Source organism: Aurantimicrobium minutum (assembly GCF_029893825.1).
In the GTDB taxonomy this organism is placed as follows: Bacteria; Actinomycetota; Actinomycetes; order Actinomycetales; family Microbacteriaceae; genus Aurantimicrobium; species Aurantimicrobium minutum_C.
In genome coordinates this window covers 272606-291996 of the sequence record NZ_JARXXV010000001.1, presented here as the reverse complement: position 1 = coordinate 291996, position 19391 = coordinate 272606, and the positions used below count along the sequence as shown (strand labels likewise).

Genomic DNA, 19391 nt, shown 5'->3' with positions numbered 1-19391 from the left:
ATGTATGTCGACTTTTCGTGAAGTATTACGCCCATCATGGTGGATGTATCTCATCGCAGCTTTCATGATTCCCACCATCATTTTGGTGATGGCGCCGATCAACCTCATCTTGGGAATCATCATTTCCATCGTGGTTTACTTGCTGATCGTTATTCCCATGTTTGCGACCTCACCCACAATTACTGTCACTTCTGATGAGTTACGCGTGGGCAAGGCTCATATTGATCTTGCCTATGTGGGTTCTGTAAGCGCGTATTCCGGCAACTATGCCGTCGCTGCACGTGGACCAGAACTTGATGCCCGTGCGTGGATTTTTCTGCGCGGATGGGTTAACCCTGTGGTCAAGGTAGAAATCACTGACCCTCAGGACCCAACTCCATACTGGTTATTCTCAAGCCGCAGACCAGAAGAATTAGTCGCCGCTTTGAGGAGCTCTCGCAAAGGGTGAATCAACGGGTTAACTACCTAGGGCCGGCAAATGCCGGCCCTAGGTAGTTAAGAAGACTTTAGAAAGCGCATTCCTTGCACACGGGTCCAAGTTTTTCTTCGTGGTCCACCTGTGAACGGTGCTTGACCAGGAAGCAGCTCACGCAAGTGAATTCGTCATCCTGAGGCGGCAAAACAACGACATCAAGCTCCATGTCAGAGAGGTCTGCACCTGCAAGCTCAAAACCACCAGGGTTGTCGGCGTCTTCCGCGTCTACTGCTCCAGAGAGCTTGTCAGGCACGCGCTCCTTGAGCGCTTCGATCGATTCTGTGTCGTCTGTGTCATTTTTACGCGGTGCGTCGTAGTCAGTTGCCATCTTCAGGTTCCAATTCGTCACGTCACCGAGGTTGAAAAGCCCCGGCGCGGACAGTTTGCCCCATTGTGCTCAGAATTTCAAAAACCTGACAGGGCGTGTTGCTTCAGAAATGTAATTCCTCGGCACGCGCAAAGGCTACAGACCAAGTGTGCGAATACATGGAATTCTCTAAACAGCAGTTTTTTGGCCAAGGAGCACCTCGTTATGCGTGAACTTACTGTCACCGATGTTGATGGCGCGACCCTCATCGCCACAGATCCCGAGGGGAACGAATTCCGTATTCCCGTGGATGAAACTTCACTGCGCCGTCTGCGTCACACTCGCGCTTCCGAAGATGGCCCTCGTGTTTCACCCAAGGACATTCAAGCGCACTTGCGTGCCGGTCTTTCTAATGAAGAAATCTCTGCCTTGACTGGTGCAACTCTGGATTTGATTCAACGATTCGAAACGCCTGTCCTGGCAGAACGCGAATTCATTATTAGCTCTGCATTGTCCGTTCCTACGCAAACAACTGTAGAAACTGAAACCGGAAACCTCAGTACTGCTTTTGGAACCGTGATAACCCAGCGACTCCACAGCCTGGGTGCCACTTCTGAACGTTGGGCAACCTGGAAAGAAGAAACTGGCTCGTGGATAGTCAAGCTCTTGTTCACAGCAAACTCGATTGAACACGATGCACGGTGGTCTTTTGAACCTCGTAAGCGAACGCTCACCCCAGTCAACAGCGATGCATCAACCTTGTCTCAAAAGAGCGAACTCAACACAGGACTCATTCCTAAACTTCGCGCTGTAGCACCTGACAGTGCTGACACCGTCATTGTTCAACCCGTTGCAGAGGATTCCCCTCGAATTGCTCCAGTTGTTTCAACAGAGCTAGAAGAAGCCCCTGCCGCTCAAACTCGGGAACACAGTCCCACTGCAGATTTATTGGAAGCATTACGCAAACGACGTAATGAGCGCGAAGCCACACCTGCCTGGCTCAAAGACGAAGTCAGCGCTGCCACGGAAGCTATCGATGTAGTCAGCGATGACACGGTTATCAGTGGTAACACAGTGGAATTCGATGCGACTATCAACTTCACTGAGCCATTCGACATGAGTGTTTCTGAAGAGGCTCCGGTTGTTGCCCCGGCAGAGTCAAAGAATGACTCGAAGCAAATTGGCAAGAATGGCCGACCTGCAATGCCTTCCTGGGATGACATTGTGTTCGGAACGCGTTCTGACGACGATCCCGCCTAGGCGAAAGCTCCAAGAAGTATTCCTGGGATTGCCATTTCAATAGGTGAAATCCCGCCATGTTGGCCAATCATGGATCTTCCCTTCTTGGACTTATCTCGTTCGTCATAAAAGGCGACGTCTTTCTTGGCCATCACAAAGATGTCACCTAGACGTTCTTCATTACCCTCTCGGATTCGTCCGTAAAGCCCGGAGGTGGCGACCTCGTCTCTGGTCAAAACATAAGCCAGTTCTGACCAATCCCGGCGCCAAGAAGCTAATGTCGCCTCACGCTGCTCTTGCGAAGTGTTTTCAGAGAAATACAACTGCAAACAGCGCGGCTCGCCACCAACCTGGTCGATATATTGCATCTGTTCGCTGTCATTCCCAAAGAGGTAGTGCTTTGAGGATGGGACATCTAGCACCCCATGATCAGCAGTGATGACCATTCCAACATCCTGAGGAAGACGTTGTGAAAGATGTTTGAGAGCCCCATCGAGAGATTCGAGCGCTGCTGCCCACTCAGAACTATTCACACCTTTGTTGTGAGCAATCTCGTCAAGTTCTGAAACATAAAGAACAACGAGTTGTTGTCCCGGTTCGGAAACAGATGCCACCGTTGCAGAGACCCGATCGTCGAGGTCTTTTGCACTCAGTTGGGTGGCACCTGCATGAATGAGCTGCGTCAGTGGTGTTGCTGCAAATCGTGGATGTGCCACAACAGATGATGCAATCTCATTTCGGCGGGCAACCTCAAAGAGGGAGGAACTGGTGAGCCATGAGTCAAGGTCCTCGAGAGCACCGAGACCAGTCAATAGGTTGAGGACTTCACCCGAGAGCGGATTCCGGGTTTTGTACCCAGTCATCCCGTGTTGACCTGGGGTAACTCCTGTTGTGAGAGATGCCAATGCTGCAGCTGTTGTGCTGGGGAACACCGTGGAAAGAACTGCAGAAGCACCCAGATTGCTGGCTAAAAATCGTGAATGTGCTTGGGCATTTTTCAGATTGTGAAGCCCTAAACCATCAACCAGTACCACGACCGCAGAACGAGCGGGAGAAAGTCCGAGGTTATTGGGAAAATCCTCAGCACCCATGCTCGCGAGGCAACTTGGCAACACGTCGGCAAGGCTCAACTGAGCGAAAATCTGGCTCGGTAACATGATGGACATCGACGTCAGTCTTTCATAGTTGTGCGTTTGCCAGATATGCCTGCTGTCGATGTATGCGTAACGAAAGAACTGAGATGACGCCCAACTCCCCTGCACACGATGCAGTCGAACGTATCGAAGACATTGATGTCTCCACCGAGATGCGGGATTCCTTTCTCGAATACGCCTACTCCGTCATTTACTCACGTGCCCTTCCGGATGCGCGTGATGGGCTGAAACCCGTTCAACGACGCATTTTGTTCATGATGAGCGAAATGGGTCTTCGCCCAGAAAAGGGACACGTGAAGTCCGCCCGCGTTGTCGGTGAAGTGATGGGAAAACTTCACCCACATGGCGATGCCTCCATCTATGACGCCCTGGTTCGTTTGGCACAAGATTTCTCTCTCCGTCTCCCACTGATTGACGGCCATGGAAACTTTGGCTCACTCGATGACGGCCCTGCTGCGGCTCGTTATACCGAAGCACGCCTCGCAGCTTCTGCGTTGGCCATGACAGCCAACTTGGATGAGGACGTAGTCGACTTTGTCCCAAATTACGACAACCAGTTTCAACAGCCTGATGTGTTACCAGCGGCCTACCCCAACCTGCTGGTCAATGGTGCTAGCGGTATTGCCGTGGGTATGGCAACCAACATGGCACCTCACAACCTCATCGAGGTGATTGAAGCGTCAATTCACCTCTTACGTAACCCTCACGCAACACTGGATGAACTGATGGCGTTCGTGCCAGGTCCAGACCTTCCTTCCGGCGGCGTGATCATGGGCCTCGACGGAATCCGTGAAGCATATGAAACTGGCCGTGGAAGCTTCAAGACACGTGCCAGGGTCACCATGGGGAGCATTTCCCCACGCAAAATGGGCATTACGGTCACTGAACTGCCCTATCTTGTCGGTCCTGAAAAGGTGATCGACAAGATCAAAGACGGTGTTACAAGTAAAAAACTCAACGGTATTTCTAATGTGATTGATCTGACAGATCGTCATCACGGTCTCAAGTTGGTTATTGAAATCAAAACAGGTTTCGACCCTGAAGCTGTCTTAGAACAGCTCTATCGCTACACCCCACTTGAGGATTCGTTCAGCATTAACAACGTTGCACTAGTCAACGGTGGCCCCCAGACAATGGGTCTTCGTGACATGCTTCAGGTTTACGTTGATCACCGCAAGCAGGTGGTTCAGCGCAGATCAAAACACCGGCTGTCGAAGAGACAAGAACGACTACACCTTGTTGATGGCTTACTCATTGCAATCATGGATATCGATGAAGTTATTCAACTGATTCGTCAAAGCGATGACACCGAACAAGCACGCGCACGCTTGATGGAGGTCTTCGAACTTTCTGTTCCACAGGCTGACTACATTCTTGAGCTGCGTCTGCGACGACTCACCAAGTTCTCACGGGTAGAACTTGAAGCTGAAGCAGATAGCTTGCGTAAAGAAATCTCAGAGCTGGAGACCATCCTCGGTAGTGAGAAGAAGCTGATCGACGTGGTGGTGAAGGAACTCCAGGAAGTCTCGAAGACTCTAGGCACACCACGTAGAACCGTGTTGTCCACCTCAACAGTGGCACCAACAACCACGGCAGCTCGTGCAGCTGCCGCACAGCCTGAAGCACTTCAACTGGAGGATACCGCTTGCCGAGTGCTGCTTTCTGCAAGTGGTAGGTTGGCACGGGTTGATCTTGAGAACGCAAGTGATTCTATTGCTCAAGGAACCCACCGAACCGCTCACGATGGGATTGTTTCGAACATTGCCACAACTCGTCGTGGCCTCATTGGTGCGGTCACAAGCACAGGACGTCTGGTTCACTTCTCCCCTGTTTCGTTACCTGGTGTTCCTGCCTCCAGCGTTTCGCTCGCTGCAGCGGTGAACAGCTCCGACTACATCGAGCTTGAATCTGGTGAGAAAGTTGTGGGACTTGTCTCCTTAGGCGGCGACGTAACCTACGCTCTCGGAACTGCAGAAGGTGTGGTCAAGCGCGTTCAAGCAGATGCTTTCCCGGTGAAGTCAGGCAATGTCATTATTTCGCTCAAGGAATCTGACAGCGTTGTCGGTATTGCCCCTGCGGCAGATTCTGATGAACTCATTTTTGTTACTTCAGATGCGCAACTGCTACATTTCAGTGCGGACTCTGTGCGACCACAGGGAGCAGCTGCTGGTGGTATGGCCGGTATTCGAGTCTCCGACAACGCAAAAGTTATCTACTTCACTGCTGGACCAGAAGAAGATGCTCATGTGGTCACTATCTCTGCCAGCATGAACACCCTCCTGGGAACGGATGCTGGCCGTGCCAAAATTTCTCTCCTGAGCGAATTCCCCGCAAAGGGTCGTGGCACGGGCGGAGTCCGTGCTCAGACCCTGCTCAAGGGCGAAGATGCCCTTGCAATTGCGTGGGTGGGTCAAGGAGTTGCCAGGGCAAACGCTCTCGATGGAATGCCCAGAGAGCTCCCTACAGAATTTGCTAAGCGTGACGCCTCAGGAACACTTCTCGATGGCGATGTTGCCTTCGTGGGAAGCGCTGTGAGCTAATACAGCTTCAGCGCACCATTTCTCTGGCACGACCCGAGAGAACTACGACTAGACGTCTATACGGTCGCGAGAGAGCCCAGCTGAGCCTTCGATGATGAAGTCCTTGCGGGGACCAACATCATTACCCATCAACAGTTCGAACACGGTGTCGGCCATAGCCGCATCTTCAACACGTACTCGGCGCAGGGTGCGAGCTGAACGGTCCATCGTAGTGTTTGCGAGCTGATCTGCATCCATCTCACCCAAACCCTTATAACGCTGAATGGGCTCTTGATAGCGTTTTCCGGATTTTGCCAATGCAGTGAGTACCGACTGAAGTTCAGTCTCTGAATAGGTGTAAATCGTCTCGTTGGGTTTGGTACCTGGATTGATCACGACAACACGGTGAAGTGGTGGAACCGCTGCAAATACTCGACCTGCCTCAATGAGTGGACGCATGTAACGGAAAAACAGCGTCAGCAGGAGTGTTCTAATGTGAGCGCCGTCCACATCAGCATCAGACATCAAAATAACTTTGCCGTAGCGGGAGGATTCAAGATCGAAACTGCGTCCAGAACCTGCACCAATAACTTGAATGATGGAAGCGCACTCAGCATTGTTGAGCATGTCAGAAACAGAGGCTTTCTGAACATTGAGAATTTTGCCTCGAATAGGAAGCAAGGCTTGATATTCACTATTTCTGGCAAGCTTGGCTGTTCCTAAAGCAGAGTCACCCTCAACGATGAAGAGCTCGGATTGTTCAACGTCATTACTGCGGCAATCGACCAGCTTTGCCGGCAGACTTGAGGTCTCTAGGGCGTTCTTTCGACGTTGTGTTTCCTTGTGAGTGCGAGCCGAGATACGGCTCTTCATTTCAGAAACAATCTTCTCCAACAGCAAAGCTGACTGTGCTTTATCGTCACGCTTGGTGGAGGTCAGTCGCGCTGCAAGCTGTTTCTGAACAACCGAGGCAACAATCGCCTTCACTGCAGGAGTTCCCAGTACTTCCTTGGTTTGACCTTCGAACTGTGGTTCAGGAACTCTCACTGTTACGACAGCTGTGAGCCCAGCTAAGACATCATCTTTTTCGACTTTGTCATTTCCGGCTTTCAACTTGCGTGAGTTTGCTTCAACCTGTGCTCGGATCACCTTGAGCAATGCCTGTTCAAAACCCTGCTGGTGTGTTCCACCCTTGGGCGTCGAAATAATGTTGACGAAACTCTGCATCTCGGTTTCGTAGCCAGTACCCCACCGCAAAGCGATGTCTACGCCACAGGTGCGCTCCACCTCAGAGAGTGCCATGTTTCCGTCGGCACCCAGAACAGGAACAGTCTCGGTGAAGATTCCTTCACCAGTCAGACGCCAAATATCAGTCACTGCAGTATCAGGTGCGAGGAATTCAGCAAACTCACTAATTCCACCGGAAAATTTGAAGCTGGATTCGATGACCTCATGACCTCGTTCGTCTGAGATCTTCATTTCAAGACCTGGCACGAGGAATGCAGTTTGACGAGCCCTTGATGCGAGATCTTCCGTTTGAAAAGAAGCCCCAGGGGTGAAGATTTGCTGGTCAGCCCAGTAGCGTACTCGCGTTCCGGTTACACCCTTGGCAACCTTGCCTTTGACAGTGAGAGTGCTTTCTTCATCGAAAGGCGTAAAAGGGTTATTGGGGGCAATGCCTTTGCTGTCGTCGAAAATTCCGGGCTCTCCACGTCGGAAAGACATTCCCCAGGTTTTACCATCACGATCAACTTCAACGTCCAGACGCTCAGAAAGCGCGTTGACCACCGACGCACCAACACCGTGTAGACCACCGGAAGCAGCATAAGAACCTGATCCAAATTTTCCACCAGCATGGAGCTTGGTGAAGACCACTTCAACACCCGTGAGGCCGGTTTTAGGCTCCACATCAACAGGAATACCGCGTGCTTTATCACGGACTTCAACACTGTTGTCTTTGTGGAGTTGAATCTCAATGGTGTTACCAAAACCACCGAGCGCCTCATCTACAGAGTTGTCAATGATTTCCCAGAGACAGTGCATGAGACCACGAGAGTCAGTCGTGCCGATGTACATACCGGGACGTTTACGAACCGCCTCAAGACCTTCCAAAACGGAAAGATGGCGAGCGGAATACTCTGAAGAACTCACGCGACTCCTCAACTACTTCATGGCGCTCTTTGACAGTAGTTTGTTGCGGACCCGATTACTCGGAGGCACGCGTCAAGAACCTGATACGCGGTCAGCGAAATGCCCCCGAATCCTCCTCTTTTTCTCACCTGTTCATGGTTATATGTGCTTAGGACTTCATTACGAAGAGGAGCGAGAGATGACCACAGCAATGACTGAAACCGCATCAACAGACGTAACCTCAGAGCTCACCAGCCTTGACCGTTGCGACAGCTGTGGCGCTCAGGCATATGTTCGAGCAACCATGCCTGCTGGTGGCGTGCTGCTCTTCTGCGCTCACCACGCTTCAAAGCACCGTGAAAAGCTCACTGGCTTGGGAGCTCAATGGCACGACGAGACTGCAAAGCTGCACGCAGCAAACGACCGCTCCATTTAGTCCTTCATCACTTCACACAAGAAGGCCCGGAAGCATGTGCTTCCGGGCCTTCTTTGATGTGTTCTCGATTTATTCGAGGTAGTCACGAAGTGACTGAGAACGTGACGGGTGACGAAGCTTCGCCATCGTCTTGGACTCGATCTGACGAATACGTTCACGGGTCACACCGAAGGTGTCACCAATCTGGTCAAGTGTCTTGGGGATGCCATCGCCTAGACCAAAACGCATACGAATAACTCCAGCTTCACGCTCAGAGAGTGAATCAAGCAAGGATTCCAGCTGCTTCTGCAACATGGTGAAACCAACAGCATCTGCTGGAACAACCGCTTCAGTGTCTTCAATGAGGTCACCGAATTCGCTGTCACCATCTTCACCCAAAGGTGTGTGAAGCGAGATTGGTTCGCGACCGTACTTCTGGACTTCAACAACCTTTTCAGGAGTCATATCTAGTTCGCGAGAGAGCTCTTCAGGAGTCGGTTCACGTCCGAGGTCCTGGAGCATCTGGCGCTGAACACGAGCAAGTTTGTTAATGACTTCAACCATGTGTACTGGAATACGAATGGTTCGTGCCTGGTCTGCCATTGCACGGGTGATTGCCTGACGAATCCACCAGGTTGCATAAGTCGAGAACTTAAAGCCCTTGGTGTAGTCGAACTTCTCTACCGCACGGATTAGACCGAGGTTACCTTCTTGGATCAGGTCCAGGAACTGCATGCCGCGGCCGGTGTAACGCTTTGCGAGAGACACAACCAAACGAAGGTTTGCACCCAGCAGGTGGCTCTTAGCGCGCTGACCGTCGCGGGCAACCCAACGAAGTTCACGCTCGAGCTGCTTGGGAATGTTCTTCTTCGTTGCCAAGCGATCTTCAGCGAAAAGTCCCGCTTCGATACGCAATGCAAGTTCAACCTCTTCAACAGCGTTGAGCAGAGGAACCTTACCGATTTGCTTGAGGTAATCCTTGACTGGGTCAGCGGTTGCGCCAGTAATTGCTGTGGAGATGACTGGGATGTCATCGTCATCATCTGTCATCGACAGGACAATGGCGCCAGTTGGCAAAGGTTCTTCCGTTACTGCTGGACGTGCAGGCTTGTCTTCATCTTCTTCGAGAACTTCTTCGTCAACTACATCGATGACAACTGCTTCAATGGCAACATCACCATCGATTTCGTCTTCATCAATTTCGTCTTCTTCAGCATCTGGATCAACGGCCTTTGCGCGGCCACGACCGCGCTTGGGAGCAATCTCAGCAGGCGCAGCTTCTTCGGTCAGAAGTGCATTGGCCATCTTCTCAAGCTCTGCCTTAGTTGGCTTCTTTGCTTTTGCTGCAGGCTTTGCTTCTTCAACGGATTTTGCCGCAGCCTTTGACGCCGCCTTGGGTGCGGCCTTTTCAACAGGCTTCGCAGCATCTTTCGTTGCAGGCTTCGCAGGAGCCTTTGCAGGAGCCTTCACTGCTGCCTTAGGCGCAGCTTTCTTAGTTTCAGCTTCAGGAGACGCAGCCTTTGTAGTTTTGGGTGCGGCCTTTACTGCTGGCTTATCAGCTGCTTTCGCAGGTGCCTGAGCTGCAGCTTTTGGTGCAGCCGCTTTTGTTGCGGGTGCTTTAGCAGCCGGTGCTTTAGCTGTGGGAGCCTTGGCGGCGGCTGGCTTGGCTGCCTTTGCCGCTGGGGTTTTTTCAGTAGTCTTCGCAGGAGCCTTTGCGGGAGACTTGGTAGCGGTTTTTGGTGCAGAAGTTTTTGCGGCAGGAGCCTTCACTGAGGGAGTACTTTCCGGAGCGGGCTCAGCAGCAGAGGGCTTCGACTTTCCACTAAAGAATGACGCGAGGCGTCCTTTGGCCTTAGCGGGCGTGTTCTCTGGTGCCATGAGCAGATTTCTCCTGTTCGGGGGCATAACTAGGACCCTTGTCAAGTCCCGTAAAGGGAAAAGACTGGGTCCGGTTTCTATTATCGCATGTCGCCGGGCTCTTCCGTACCACGACGGTACGCAAGAAATTCTTCGAGTTCTGCGGCGATCTCATCCGCTGTGGGAAGTTCACCTTCAACGTCGGTCAGTGGTGAGCGCAGCGCATTGTCTTTCATATACGAGTCATAGCGCTGTTCAAGGGTGTGCACGAGTTTGTTGAGTTCATCGTTGGTCTCAACTTGCTCGTCGATCTTTGAGACGAACTCGCGCCCTTCTTCTCGCAGGCGGTCTGTGGGGAAAATGAGTCCGGTTGCAGAACTAATACTTTCCAAGGCCACCAGTGACGCCTGAGGAAATTCTGTGTCTGCGAGGTAGTGGGGTACCAGAAGCACAAAACCTGCAACCTCGTGCTCCATTTCTTGAAGTCGATATTCCACCAGGTGCATTGCATTTGCAGGGACTTGTGTATGTGGTCGCCAGACCGAGAACTGGTCGATGAGATCGGCCCGGTTACCACTGACTGTTGTGCCAATGGGACGAGTGTGTGGAACTGGCATGGGGATGGAGTGCACCCAGGTTGTGGTTGCCACATCAAACCGTTCAACGAAACTCAATACTTCTCGACTGAATGCTTCCCATTTGAAATCTGGTTCATAACCAGTGAGCAGAATGAAGGGGCGAGAAATCTCATCACGAACCAAGTGGAAGGCCAACATGGGGGGTTCAAAACCGGTGAGGTGATCTTGGTCAAAGTAAATGATTGGACGGCGAGCACGGTAGTCCAATAAGGAATCAGCGTCAAACGTCGCAATAACGTGCGAATCCATCGTGTCGACGATGTAGTCAGTGAAACCCGTCACGGCAGAACCAGAGTCAGCAAAGCCAGTTAAACCTGCAACAAGTGGGAGTCCTCGCGGAACTTCAGCAGGGTCAATCACGAAGTGGAGCAAACTTTCGCGTTCAGACATGGTTTCAGTCTACGTTCGGATTTATCCAGCAATGTACGCGTGTGAGTCAGCTGAGGTATTGCTTTGGAACCTAGGGTGAATTCGTGAGTATTCCAAAGCTGAGTCTTGTCAATCGTCCTTCCGCTCAAGCCGTTACGGTTATCGGCGCTATCCCAGGCAAAAAGGGCGTCAGCCTCCAGGCCTCACGGGATACATCTGCGTTGAGCAAAATCGCACAAACGTTAGATATTTCTGGCGCTCAGGACTCGTTCACAACTGTTGTAGACCCAGCACATCCGACCAAGGTCATTGCAATCGTAGGTTTGGGTGCTCTCCCGCTTTCTGCAAATAGCTACCGCTATGCAGCAGCAGTGGCAACGCGTAAATTATTGGGCACTTCACTCGTTGCTTTTGACTTCGGCGTTAATGAACAGCCCTCTATCGAAGCCATTGCTGAGGGTGCAGCATTGGGTGCTTACTCATACACGATGTACAAGAGCACACCGGAAAAGAAGACTCCCGTTCAGCAGGTTGAAATAGTTGCTTCTAAAAAAGCGGCATCTTCTTTGACTAAACCGGTGATCACTGCTGAAGCCTTGTCGCTGGTTAAGAACCTGGTCAACACTCCCCCGAATGATCTTTACCCAGCTAGCTTCGTCACCCACGCACTAGCGGCAATCAAAGGTCTGCCAATCAAGTCCACTGTGTGGGATGAGAAAGCGCTCACGAAGGATGGTTTTGGCGGAATTTCCGGTGTGGGTCAAGGTTCTTCTCGTCCACCGCGTTTAGTGAAATTGGTTTATGCACCCAAGAAGGCCAAGAAACACATCGCCATAGTGGGCAAAGGCATCACGTTTGATACCGGAGGGCTCTCCCTCAAGTCGGGTGCCGGGATGATTGGCATGAAATACGACATGACAGGTGCAGCATCCACGCTCGCGATAATTATCGCCGCAGCACAGCTGAAGTTGAACGTGAATATCACTGCGTGGCTGTGCTTGGCCGAAAACATGCCCTCCAGTACAGCTATCCGGCCGAATGATGTCCTCACCATTCACGGTGGCAAGACTGTTGAGGTTCTCAATACTGATGCTGAAGGCCGATTGGTGCTCGCAGATGGTCTCGTCGCCGCCAGTGCTGAACATCCCGATCTCCTGATTGACATTGCTACGCTCACCGGTGCAGCAACCACTGCCCTCGGCACCCGCTACACAGGAGTCATGGGCGATGCGGATGCTATTTCCCACCTCGTGGAACTCGGTCAGGCTGCTGGGGAAAACTTCTGGCACATGCCGCTACCGGAAGAACTCCGCGCGTACCTCAACTCCGATGTGGCAGATATTGCCAATGTGAAACCGGGAAATACTGCAGGCGGAATGCTGGTAGGAGCTACATTCCTCAAAGATTTCGTGGGCAAGACCTCCGATAAAGATGACGCCCCACAAATACCTTGGATTCACCTCGATATTGCCAACACAGCTAACAATGCTGGCAGTGCTTATGGCTTCACAAGCGCTGGTCCAACTGGTGTTGCAGTGAGAACCCTCATTAACCTCGCAGAGTCTTACGCCACGGCGTAGTAGTCTCGTAAAGGTTAACTTCACCGTAAGTAACGCAGATTTATGCGTCTGCCTGGCGCAAACACCCTCTCAAAAGGAGCAGAAACGTGGCTGAACTCAACTTTGACCTCCTCGTACTTGGCGGCGGAAGTGGCGGCTACTCTGCTGCTATTCGCGCCAGCGAATTAGGCATGAATGTCGCCCTGATCGAAAAGAACAAGCTTGGCGGCACCTGCCTTCACGTAGGTTGCATTCCTACCAAGGCCATGCTGCACGCAGCTGAGGTTGCAGATAACGCCCGTGAAGCACACGAGTGCGGCATTAACACCACTTTCAACGGTGTGGACATGGACCGCGTAAACGCATTCCGTGAAGACATCATTGCCAAGAAGTTCAAGGGTCTCGGCGGTCTCATCAAGGCACGCGGAATTACCGTCATCGAAGGCGAAGGTCGCCTCGTCTCCCCCAACACTGTTGCAGTTGGCGCAGACACCGTTGTAGGTAAGAACATTGTTCTGGCAACCGGTTCTTACTCACGCTCACTTCCTGGTCTGGAAATTGGTGGACGCGTGATTACCAGCGAACACGCACTCCAGATGAACTATGTCCCCAACAAGGTTGCAATCCTCGGTGGTGGAGTTATTGGTGTTGAGTTTGCGTCCGTGTGGAAGAGCTTCGGCGCAGAAGTCGTCATCATCGAGGGACTGCCTCACCTCGTTCCCAACGAGGAAGAAAGCATCTCAAAGGCTCTAGAGCGTGCTTACCGTAAGCGCGGAATCGACTACAAGCTGGGTGTTCGCTTCCAAGGTGTAACCCAGAATGACTCCGGTGTGGTCGTCACACTCGAAAGCGGAGAAACTGTCGAAGCAGACCTTCTTCTCGTAGCTGTTGGTCGTGGACCAGCTACTGCTGGTTGCGGCTTTGAAGAGGTCGGAATCACGATGGACCGTGGTTTCGTGATCACCAACGAGCGCCTCGCTACCAACATCCCCGGCGTTTACGCAGTGGGAGACATTGTTCCCGGCCTGCAGCTTGCTCACCGTGGTTACCAGCAGGGCTTCTTCGTTGCCGAAGAGATTGCTGGCCTGAACCCAGTGGTTATCTCTGACACCAACATTCCTAAGGTGACTTACTGCGAGCCTGAAATCGCCTCCGTCGGTCTCACCGAAGCGAAAGCTGCTGAGCAGTATGGCGCAGACAAGATTGCTGCTTACGACTACAACCTTGCCGGTAACGGTAAGAGCGAAATCTTGGGAACCGCTGGTTCTGTCAAGGTTGTTCGCGTTGTAGACGGTCCCGTTGTTGGAGTTCACATGATTGGTGCCCGCGTGGGTGAACTGATCGGTGAAGCTCAGCTTGTTGTTAACTGGGAAGCACACCCAGAAGACATCGCACCACTTATCCACGCTCACCCAACCCAGAACGAATCTTTGGGTGAAGCATTCCTCTACCTCGCTGGCAAGCCTTTACACACGCTGTAGAGAACTGCCAAGCATTAGTAAGCTAATCAACGCATCAGCTAACAAGGAGATTTAGTACATGAGCGAGTCAGTCAGCCTCCCCGCACTGGGTGAAAGCGTCACTGAAGGCACCGTTACCCGGTGGCTCAAAAACGTCGGCGACCGTGTAGAGGTAGATGAGCCTTTACTCGAAGTATCAACTGACAAGGTTGACACCGAGATCCCTTCACCTATCTCAGGTGTTGTCGAGGCCATCTTGGTTCAAGAAGATGAGACTGTCGCCGTTGGCACTGTTCTCGCACACATTGGCGATGGATCTGGCTCTGGCGCAGCACCTGCAGCTCCAGCTGCAGAAGCACCTGCCGTGGCCGAGCCTGTAGCTGCCCCTGAACCTGTTGCAGTTCCCGAACCTGTAGCTGCCCCAGTTGTGGCTCCTCCCGTCGTTGCAGCTCCTCCCGTAGTAGCACCTCCAGTGGTTGCTCCTCCTGTTGTTGCTCCACAGCCAGTAGCTGCTCCTGCAGCTCCAGCAGCACCTGCACACTCAGGTGGCGCTGGCTATGTCACTCCCATCGTTCGCAAGTTTGCTAACGAGAACGGTGTTGACCTGAACACTGTTGTCGGTACTGGCATCGGTGGACGCATCCGCAAGGAAGATGTTCTCTCTGCACGCGGTGGTTCTTCTGCAGCACCTGCAAAGACCCGCACCCCGCTAGCTGTGTCCCCACTTCGCGGAACTACTGTTCCTATGACTCGTCTGCGCAAGGTTGTTGCAGAACGTGCCGTGATCTCTATGCAGAGCACCGCTCAGCTCACAAGCGTTGTCGAAGTAGACGTCACTCGAATTGCAGAACTACGCAAGCGGGTTCAGAGCCAGTTCGTTGCTGCAACCGGTGGCAAGCTCAGCTTCATGCCCTTCTTTGCTCTCGCAGCAACCGAAGCTCTCAAGGCATTCCCCATCATCAACGCAACCGTTGAAGGTGACAACATTGTCTACCCAGGTCACGAAAACGTGTCGATTGCTGTTGACACAGAACGCGGTCTGCTCACTCCAGTAGTGAAGAACGCAGGCGAGCTCAACATTGCACAGTACTCAATTGCCATTGCAGATGTTGCAGCTCGTACCCGAGACAACAAGTTGCAGCCAGATGAGCTTGCTGGTGGAACGTTCACACTGACCAACACTGGTTCACGCGGTGCACTGTTCGACACTCCTGTTGTTTTCCTCCCACAGCTTGCAATCCTCGGTACCGGTGTTGTCACCAAGCGTCCCGTTGTGATTGAGGCAGAGGGTCAGGAAGTCATTGCAGTTCGCTCGATGGTTTACCTTGCACTTTCCTACGACCACCGCATCATCGATGGTGCAGATGCAGCTCGCTTCCTTGGCGCAATCAAGGAACGTCTCGAAGAAGGTGCTTTCGAAGCCGACCTCGGCATCTAAGTTCTACGAGGATCAAACACCTCACGAATTCGCCACGTCGTTCCTGACTTTTGCAGGAGCAGCGTGGCGAATGTCGTTAACCCACCTGCTTCGTTTCGTAACACATCAACGAGAACTATTTCACCGCTTTGACTCACGACTGTTGCCTGAAAATCTGACGCTTGATCATCTTCATCCGGTGTTACCCCTTCAACCTCCCCTTTCAGCACGAAAGCTATAGCCGCAGATTCGGGGTCTTGCGCAGTGGGGTTTTCAGTTGCAAGTGGAAGTGTAGTTTCCCGAATCGAACTCTCTGAAGGTGCAGAAGTATTGCTTATTGCCGAGGATGTAGGTATCAACAGGCTCATTGCCACAATCACTACTACAGCACCAGCTGCAAAGAGGATTGGTTTTCGATATTTACCCAACACCTGCAGTCGTTCCTGGAACGGCAGCCACGAATCATCTTTGTCAAGAGTCTCGTGCGCAACTGGTGATGCCTGTGTCGAAGGTTCCTAAGGATTGAAGAGTGACGGAACTGCGGATGGAGTTGAGTTGTCATCGATTTCAGAAACCCAGACGAGATCACCATCCCGACTCCTCCCGACATCTATTGGCAACGCTGGCTGAACACATATAGAGAGCTGGTGTTGAACGTCCACACCATCAATCTGTGACGTTCCAATGACGTGATTAGCACCCGGTGTCATCTGCCCATGGCGATAGCCGATGAGAGTGTGTGACAGCTGCGACTGGTTCATCCACCTACTGTGACCTGAACTAGCTACTTTTCCTGCACAAACCATGATGTTGTGGATATAGCTCAATGAATTCTCTGTGTAAAACAGGGCACAGGGGGTTAGTAGAATTAAGCCATGTTGGATGTCGTCATTCTCGGTCTCGGAGACGACGCAGTTGCCTACCGTGATGCGTGGGAAACCCAACGTCAAGTCCACAAAGAAGTAGTTGCTGGCGATCGGCCCAACACCTTGCTGCTTCTGGAACATCAGTCTGTCTACACAGCAGGAAAGCGTACAGAGGACTCTGAACGCCCCATAGACGGCACAGAAGTTATCGATGTAGATCGTGGTGGGAAAATCACCTGGCACGGGCCAGGACAGCTTGTGGGATACCCCATCACCAGGCTTGACGAACCCATGGACGTTGTTGCCTATGTGCGCACCATTGAAGGTTTACTCATCGATACCGCTGCCGAGTTCGAGGTTACCGGTGAGCGGGTAGATGGACGTTCTGGCGTGTGGGTCAATCGTGGCCTGAACTACGACAAAGTCGCCGCGATTGGCATTCGCATCAGCGAAGGCGTCTCGATGCACGGTTTTGCCATCAATTGCAATAACTCCCTCCAGGCTTACGAAAACATTGTGGCCTGCGGAATCCGTGATGCCGGCGCAACAACTCTTTCTCAAGTTTCAGGAACAAATATCACCCCTGGAGATGTTGTCCCTGTAGTTACTCGTCTTTTTACTCACTACTTTGAGGATGCTCATGTCAGCTGATGGCCGCAAACTTCTCCGCTTGGAAGTTCGTAACAGTGCTACTCCAATCGAGAAAAAGCCCGAATGGATTCGAACAAAAGCCAAGATGGGGCCCGAGTATCAGTCGTTGCAGAAACTCGTAAAAAGCGAAGACCTGCACACAGTCTGCCAAGAAGCTGGTTGCCCCAACATTTATGAATGCTGGGAAGACCGAGAGGCAACATTCCTCATCGGTGGTTCACAGTGCACTCGTCGTTGTGACTTCTGCCAGATTGATACGGGCAAGCCAGACGCCTTCGATCGTGATGAACCACGTCGCGTTGGTGAATCAGTTGCCCAAATGAACCTGCGCTATGCCACGGTTACTGGGGTTGCACGTGATGATCTCGAAGATGAGGGCGCATGGCTTTACGCAGAAACCATCCGTCAGATTCATCAGCAAAACCCCAACACCGGCGTTGAGATTCTGGTTCCAGATTTCTCTGGTAACCCAGAGCACCTTAAGCAAGTTTTTGATGCTGCACCTGAGGTTTTTGCACACAACGTTGAGACAGTTCCCCGTATTTTCAAGCGCGTGCGACCAGCATTTACCTACGAGCGTTCACTTGATGTCCTCACTCAGGGCCGCAATGCAGGAATGATTACGAAATCAAACCTGATTCTTGGAATGGGTGAAACTCGTGAAGAGGTAAGTCAAGCGTTGCAGGATCTCTATGACGCGGGCACAGACATCATCACCATCACCCAATACCTGCGACCCAGTGCTCGACACATGCCTGTTGACCGTTGGGTCCACCCAGAAGAGTTTGTCGAGCTCAAGGATGAAGCAGAGGCCATCGGATATCTCGGTGTCCTGTCTGGGCCACTTGTTCGCTCGTCCTACCGCGCTGGTCGCCTCTATGCGCAATCAATGCGTGCTAAAGGCCGCGACATCCCTGAAAGCTTAAGCCACTTGGCTGATGCCGAATTGGGATTCTCTCAAGCCGTCTAAGTCTTCATATACGGACTTAACCCCCGTGGTGGTCCAGATAACTACTCAGCGATAGGTATTGTTTTCTACATGGCACGTACGAAAAAACCCAAGGGATCTTCACGTCTAGCTCAGATGTGGCAGGTCTTCCAAATGACCCGTCGCTACGACAAGAGCATTATTTGGCTGCTGTTGCTGTCCGTCTTACTTCCCGTAGCTGCAGGTGTTCTAACAGGCGTCCTCCTGAGCAACGGAAACGTGTTCACACTCGTCATCTGGATCCTTATCGGACTGTTGCTTGGTGTACTCATGGGCCTCATCGTGCTCGGTCGCCGCGCTGAGCGTGCTGCTTATTCTCAAATTGAGGGCCAGCCTGGCGCCGTGGGAGCTGTGATCAAGTCTGCTCTGCGTCGCAACTGGGTTGCCGAAGAGATGCCTGTTGCCATCAACCCTAAGACGAAGGATGCCATCTACCGTGCGGTAGGTCGTGGAGGTGTGGCACTCATTGCGGAGGGTCCCATTTCACGCACACAGCGCCTAGTTGATGATGAAAAGCGTAAGACGGCAAAGATTCTTCCAAATGTTCCCATCACCGTACTGACCGTGGGACCAGATGAGGAATCCGTCAAGCTCTACAAACTTGGCTGGAAACTGACCAAGATCAAGCCCGCACTGACCAAGAGTGAAGTCCGCGTGGTTGTTAATCGCCTGTCTTCTCTAGGAACAAATGTTCCTATTCCGAAGGGCATTGACCCCTACAAGGTTCGCCCCGGTCGCGCACGCTAAATACATTCAACAAATCCGGTCCACTTCTCTAGTGGGCCGGATTTCTTGTTATACCGATTTGAGCAGAAGTGTCCCAGCAATCTTGTCGTGGAAGCCACGCTGATCTGAATCCCAGACCAGTGCCGGGATAACAAGAACAAGGAGAAGACTGCGAACTATCGGCCTCCACCACGTCAAAGTTCCGCCATGAAAATTGACAACATAGAGTTTCATGATTCGATGACCGATACTTCCACCAATGGTCCATATGGCAAGTATTTGCAAGGCCACAAACATCAGACCTACGAGTGTTTGGTGTGCCACCAGAGCATCGCTAGCGACCTGCATTTGTGCAAGTGTCTGGCTGTTTGAGTTCTTACGAACCTCTTCTGAGGCAGCAGTTGCACGCCCGACTAACTCAAAGTAATTAGCGCCCATCAACATCGAAACCAGCAACCCTGACATGGTCCAGTCAATAGCTAGCGCAATGATTCGGCGCCCCACGCGAGCCACAGAACGAGGTCCACTTTCCGGCAATCCCAGTCGCTCCCCGGGATAGCGACTGATGGGTAAATCAGGACGTTGTGCGGGGCCAGAATTCTGAGATGCCATGAGCCCAAG

Annotated in this window: 18 protein-coding genes; 10 read left to right on the top strand and 8 right to left on the bottom strand. The window is 52.2% G+C overall.

Features of this window, described 5'->3' with window-relative positions; all coding sequences use genetic code 11:
- Positions 1–4 precede the first annotated feature (4 nt).
- A complete protein-coding gene (locus M2120_RS01365; RefSeq protein ID WP_280796939.1) occupies positions 5–448 on the top strand; it encodes a DUF3093 domain-containing protein in 444 nt (147 codons plus the stop codon).
- Positions 449–506: 58 nt separating this feature from the next.
- On the opposite strand, the gene M2120_RS01360 is transcribed toward M2120_RS01365, so the two are convergent.
- Positions 507–803 (bottom strand): DUF4193 domain-containing protein, encoded by a 297-nt coding sequence (locus M2120_RS01360; protein ID WP_280798138.1) that lies wholly within the window; start codon positions 801–803, stop codon positions 507–509.
- 204 nt (positions 804–1007) lie between these two features.
- On the opposite strand from M2120_RS01360, the gene sepH reads away from it, so the two are divergent.
- Positions 1008–2042 (top strand): septation protein SepH, encoded by a 1035-nt coding sequence (sepH, locus tag M2120_RS01355; protein ID WP_280796938.1) that lies wholly within the window; start codon positions 1008–1010, stop codon positions 2040–2042.
- Here sepH and M2120_RS01350 read toward each other — a convergent pair.
- On the bottom strand, positions 2039–3187 hold the full coding sequence (locus tag M2120_RS01350) for an alkaline phosphatase family protein (RefSeq protein WP_280796937.1): 1149 nt from the start codon (positions 3185–3187) through the stop codon (positions 2039–2041). The two genes, sepH and M2120_RS01350, sit on opposite strands and share 4 nt — an antisense overlap.
- Positions 3188–3261: 74 nt before the next feature.
- Between M2120_RS01350 and M2120_RS01345 the strand changes: the two genes are divergently transcribed.
- A complete protein-coding gene (locus M2120_RS01345; protein ID WP_280796936.1) occupies positions 3262–5715 on the top strand; it encodes a DNA gyrase/topoisomerase IV subunit A in 2454 nt (817 codons plus the stop codon).
- Positions 5716–5763: 48 nt separating this feature from the next.
- Here the strand turns inward: M2120_RS01345 and M2120_RS01340 are convergent, their stop codons facing one another.
- Positions 5764–7845, bottom strand: a complete 2082-nt coding sequence (locus M2120_RS01340) for a DNA gyrase/topoisomerase IV subunit B (protein WP_280796935.1) — start codon at positions 7843–7845, stop codon at positions 5764–5766.
- A 178-nt stretch (positions 7846–8023) separates the two neighbouring features.
- On the opposite strand from M2120_RS01340, the gene M2120_RS01335 reads away from it, so the two are divergent.
- Positions 8024–8260 (top strand): DUF7455 domain-containing protein, encoded by a 237-nt coding sequence (locus M2120_RS01335; RefSeq protein WP_280796934.1) that lies wholly within the window; start codon positions 8024–8026, stop codon positions 8258–8260.
- A gap of 69 nt (positions 8261–8329) precedes the next feature.
- Here the strand turns inward: M2120_RS01335 and M2120_RS01330 are convergent, their stop codons facing one another.
- Together M2120_RS01330 and M2120_RS01325 are read right to left on the bottom strand one after the other, a co-directional pair.
- Positions 8330–10009, bottom strand: coding sequence for an RNA polymerase sigma factor (locus M2120_RS01330; protein ID WP_348519944.1), 1680 nt, complete (start codon positions 10007–10009; stop codon positions 8330–8332).
- A gap of 188 nt (positions 10010–10197) precedes the next feature.
- A complete protein-coding gene (locus M2120_RS01325; RefSeq protein WP_280796932.1) occupies positions 10198–11124 on the bottom strand; it encodes a proteasome assembly chaperone family protein in 927 nt (308 codons plus the stop codon).
- A gap of 83 nt (positions 11125–11207) precedes the next feature.
- Here M2120_RS01325 and M2120_RS01320 point away from each other — a divergent pair, with 83 nt between their 5' ends.
- The 3 genes from M2120_RS01320 to sucB all read left to right on the top strand — a co-directional run bounded on the left by M2120_RS01320 (position 11208) and on the right by sucB (position 15560).
- Entirely contained in the window at positions 11208–12683 is a 1476-nt protein-coding gene (locus M2120_RS01320; protein ID WP_280796931.1) for a leucyl aminopeptidase, read from the top strand.
- A gap of 86 nt (positions 12684–12769) precedes the next feature.
- Positions 12770–14143 (top strand): dihydrolipoyl dehydrogenase, encoded by a 1374-nt coding sequence (gene lpdA / locus M2120_RS01315; RefSeq protein WP_280796930.1) that lies wholly within the window; start codon positions 12770–12772, stop codon positions 14141–14143.
- 58 nt (positions 14144–14201) lie between these two features.
- Positions 14202–15560, top strand: coding sequence for a 2-oxoglutarate dehydrogenase, E2 component, dihydrolipoamide succinyltransferase (gene sucB, locus M2120_RS01310; protein WP_280796929.1), 1359 nt, complete (start codon positions 14202–14204; stop codon positions 15558–15560).
- Here sucB and M2120_RS01305 read toward each other — a convergent pair.
- The gene (locus M2120_RS01305) at positions 15557–15970 is read right to left on the bottom strand and encodes a hypothetical protein (protein WP_280796928.1); all 414 of its coding nucleotides are present in this window, start codon (positions 15968–15970) and stop codon (positions 15557–15559) included. The genes sucB and M2120_RS01305 overlap by 4 nt on opposite strands.
- Positions 15971–16054: 84 nt before the next feature.
- The gene (locus M2120_RS01300) at positions 16055–16300 is read right to left on the bottom strand and encodes a hypothetical protein (RefSeq protein WP_280796927.1); all 246 of its coding nucleotides are present in this window, start codon (positions 16298–16300) and stop codon (positions 16055–16057) included.
- A 114-nt stretch (positions 16301–16414) separates the two neighbouring features.
- On the opposite strand from M2120_RS01300, the gene lipB reads away from it, so the two are divergent.
- The 3 genes from lipB to M2120_RS01285 all read left to right on the top strand — a co-directional run bounded on the left by lipB (position 16415) and on the right by M2120_RS01285 (position 18791).
- Positions 16415–17056, top strand: a complete 642-nt coding sequence (lipB, locus tag M2120_RS01295) for a lipoyl(octanoyl) transferase LipB (RefSeq protein ID WP_280796926.1) — start codon at positions 16415–16417, stop codon at positions 17054–17056.
- Entirely contained in the window at positions 17046–18026 is a 981-nt protein-coding gene (gene lipA, locus M2120_RS01290) for a lipoyl synthase (RefSeq protein WP_432418524.1), read from the top strand. Before lipB ends, lipA begins: the two co-directional genes overlap by 11 nt.
- A gap of 69 nt (positions 18027–18095) precedes the next feature.
- Complete coding sequence (locus M2120_RS01285; RefSeq protein ID WP_280796924.1) at positions 18096–18791, top strand: DUF4191 domain-containing protein; 696 nt, start codon at positions 18096–18098, stop codon at positions 18789–18791.
- Between the two features lie 48 nt (positions 18792–18839).
- Here M2120_RS01285 and M2120_RS01280 read toward each other — a convergent pair whose 3' ends face one another.
- Positions 18840–19382: an RDD family protein gene (locus M2120_RS01280; RefSeq protein WP_280796923.1), complete on the bottom strand. Its 543-nt coding sequence runs from the start codon at positions 19380–19382 to the stop codon at positions 18840–18842.
- Between the last annotated feature and the right edge of the window lie 9 nt (positions 19383–19391).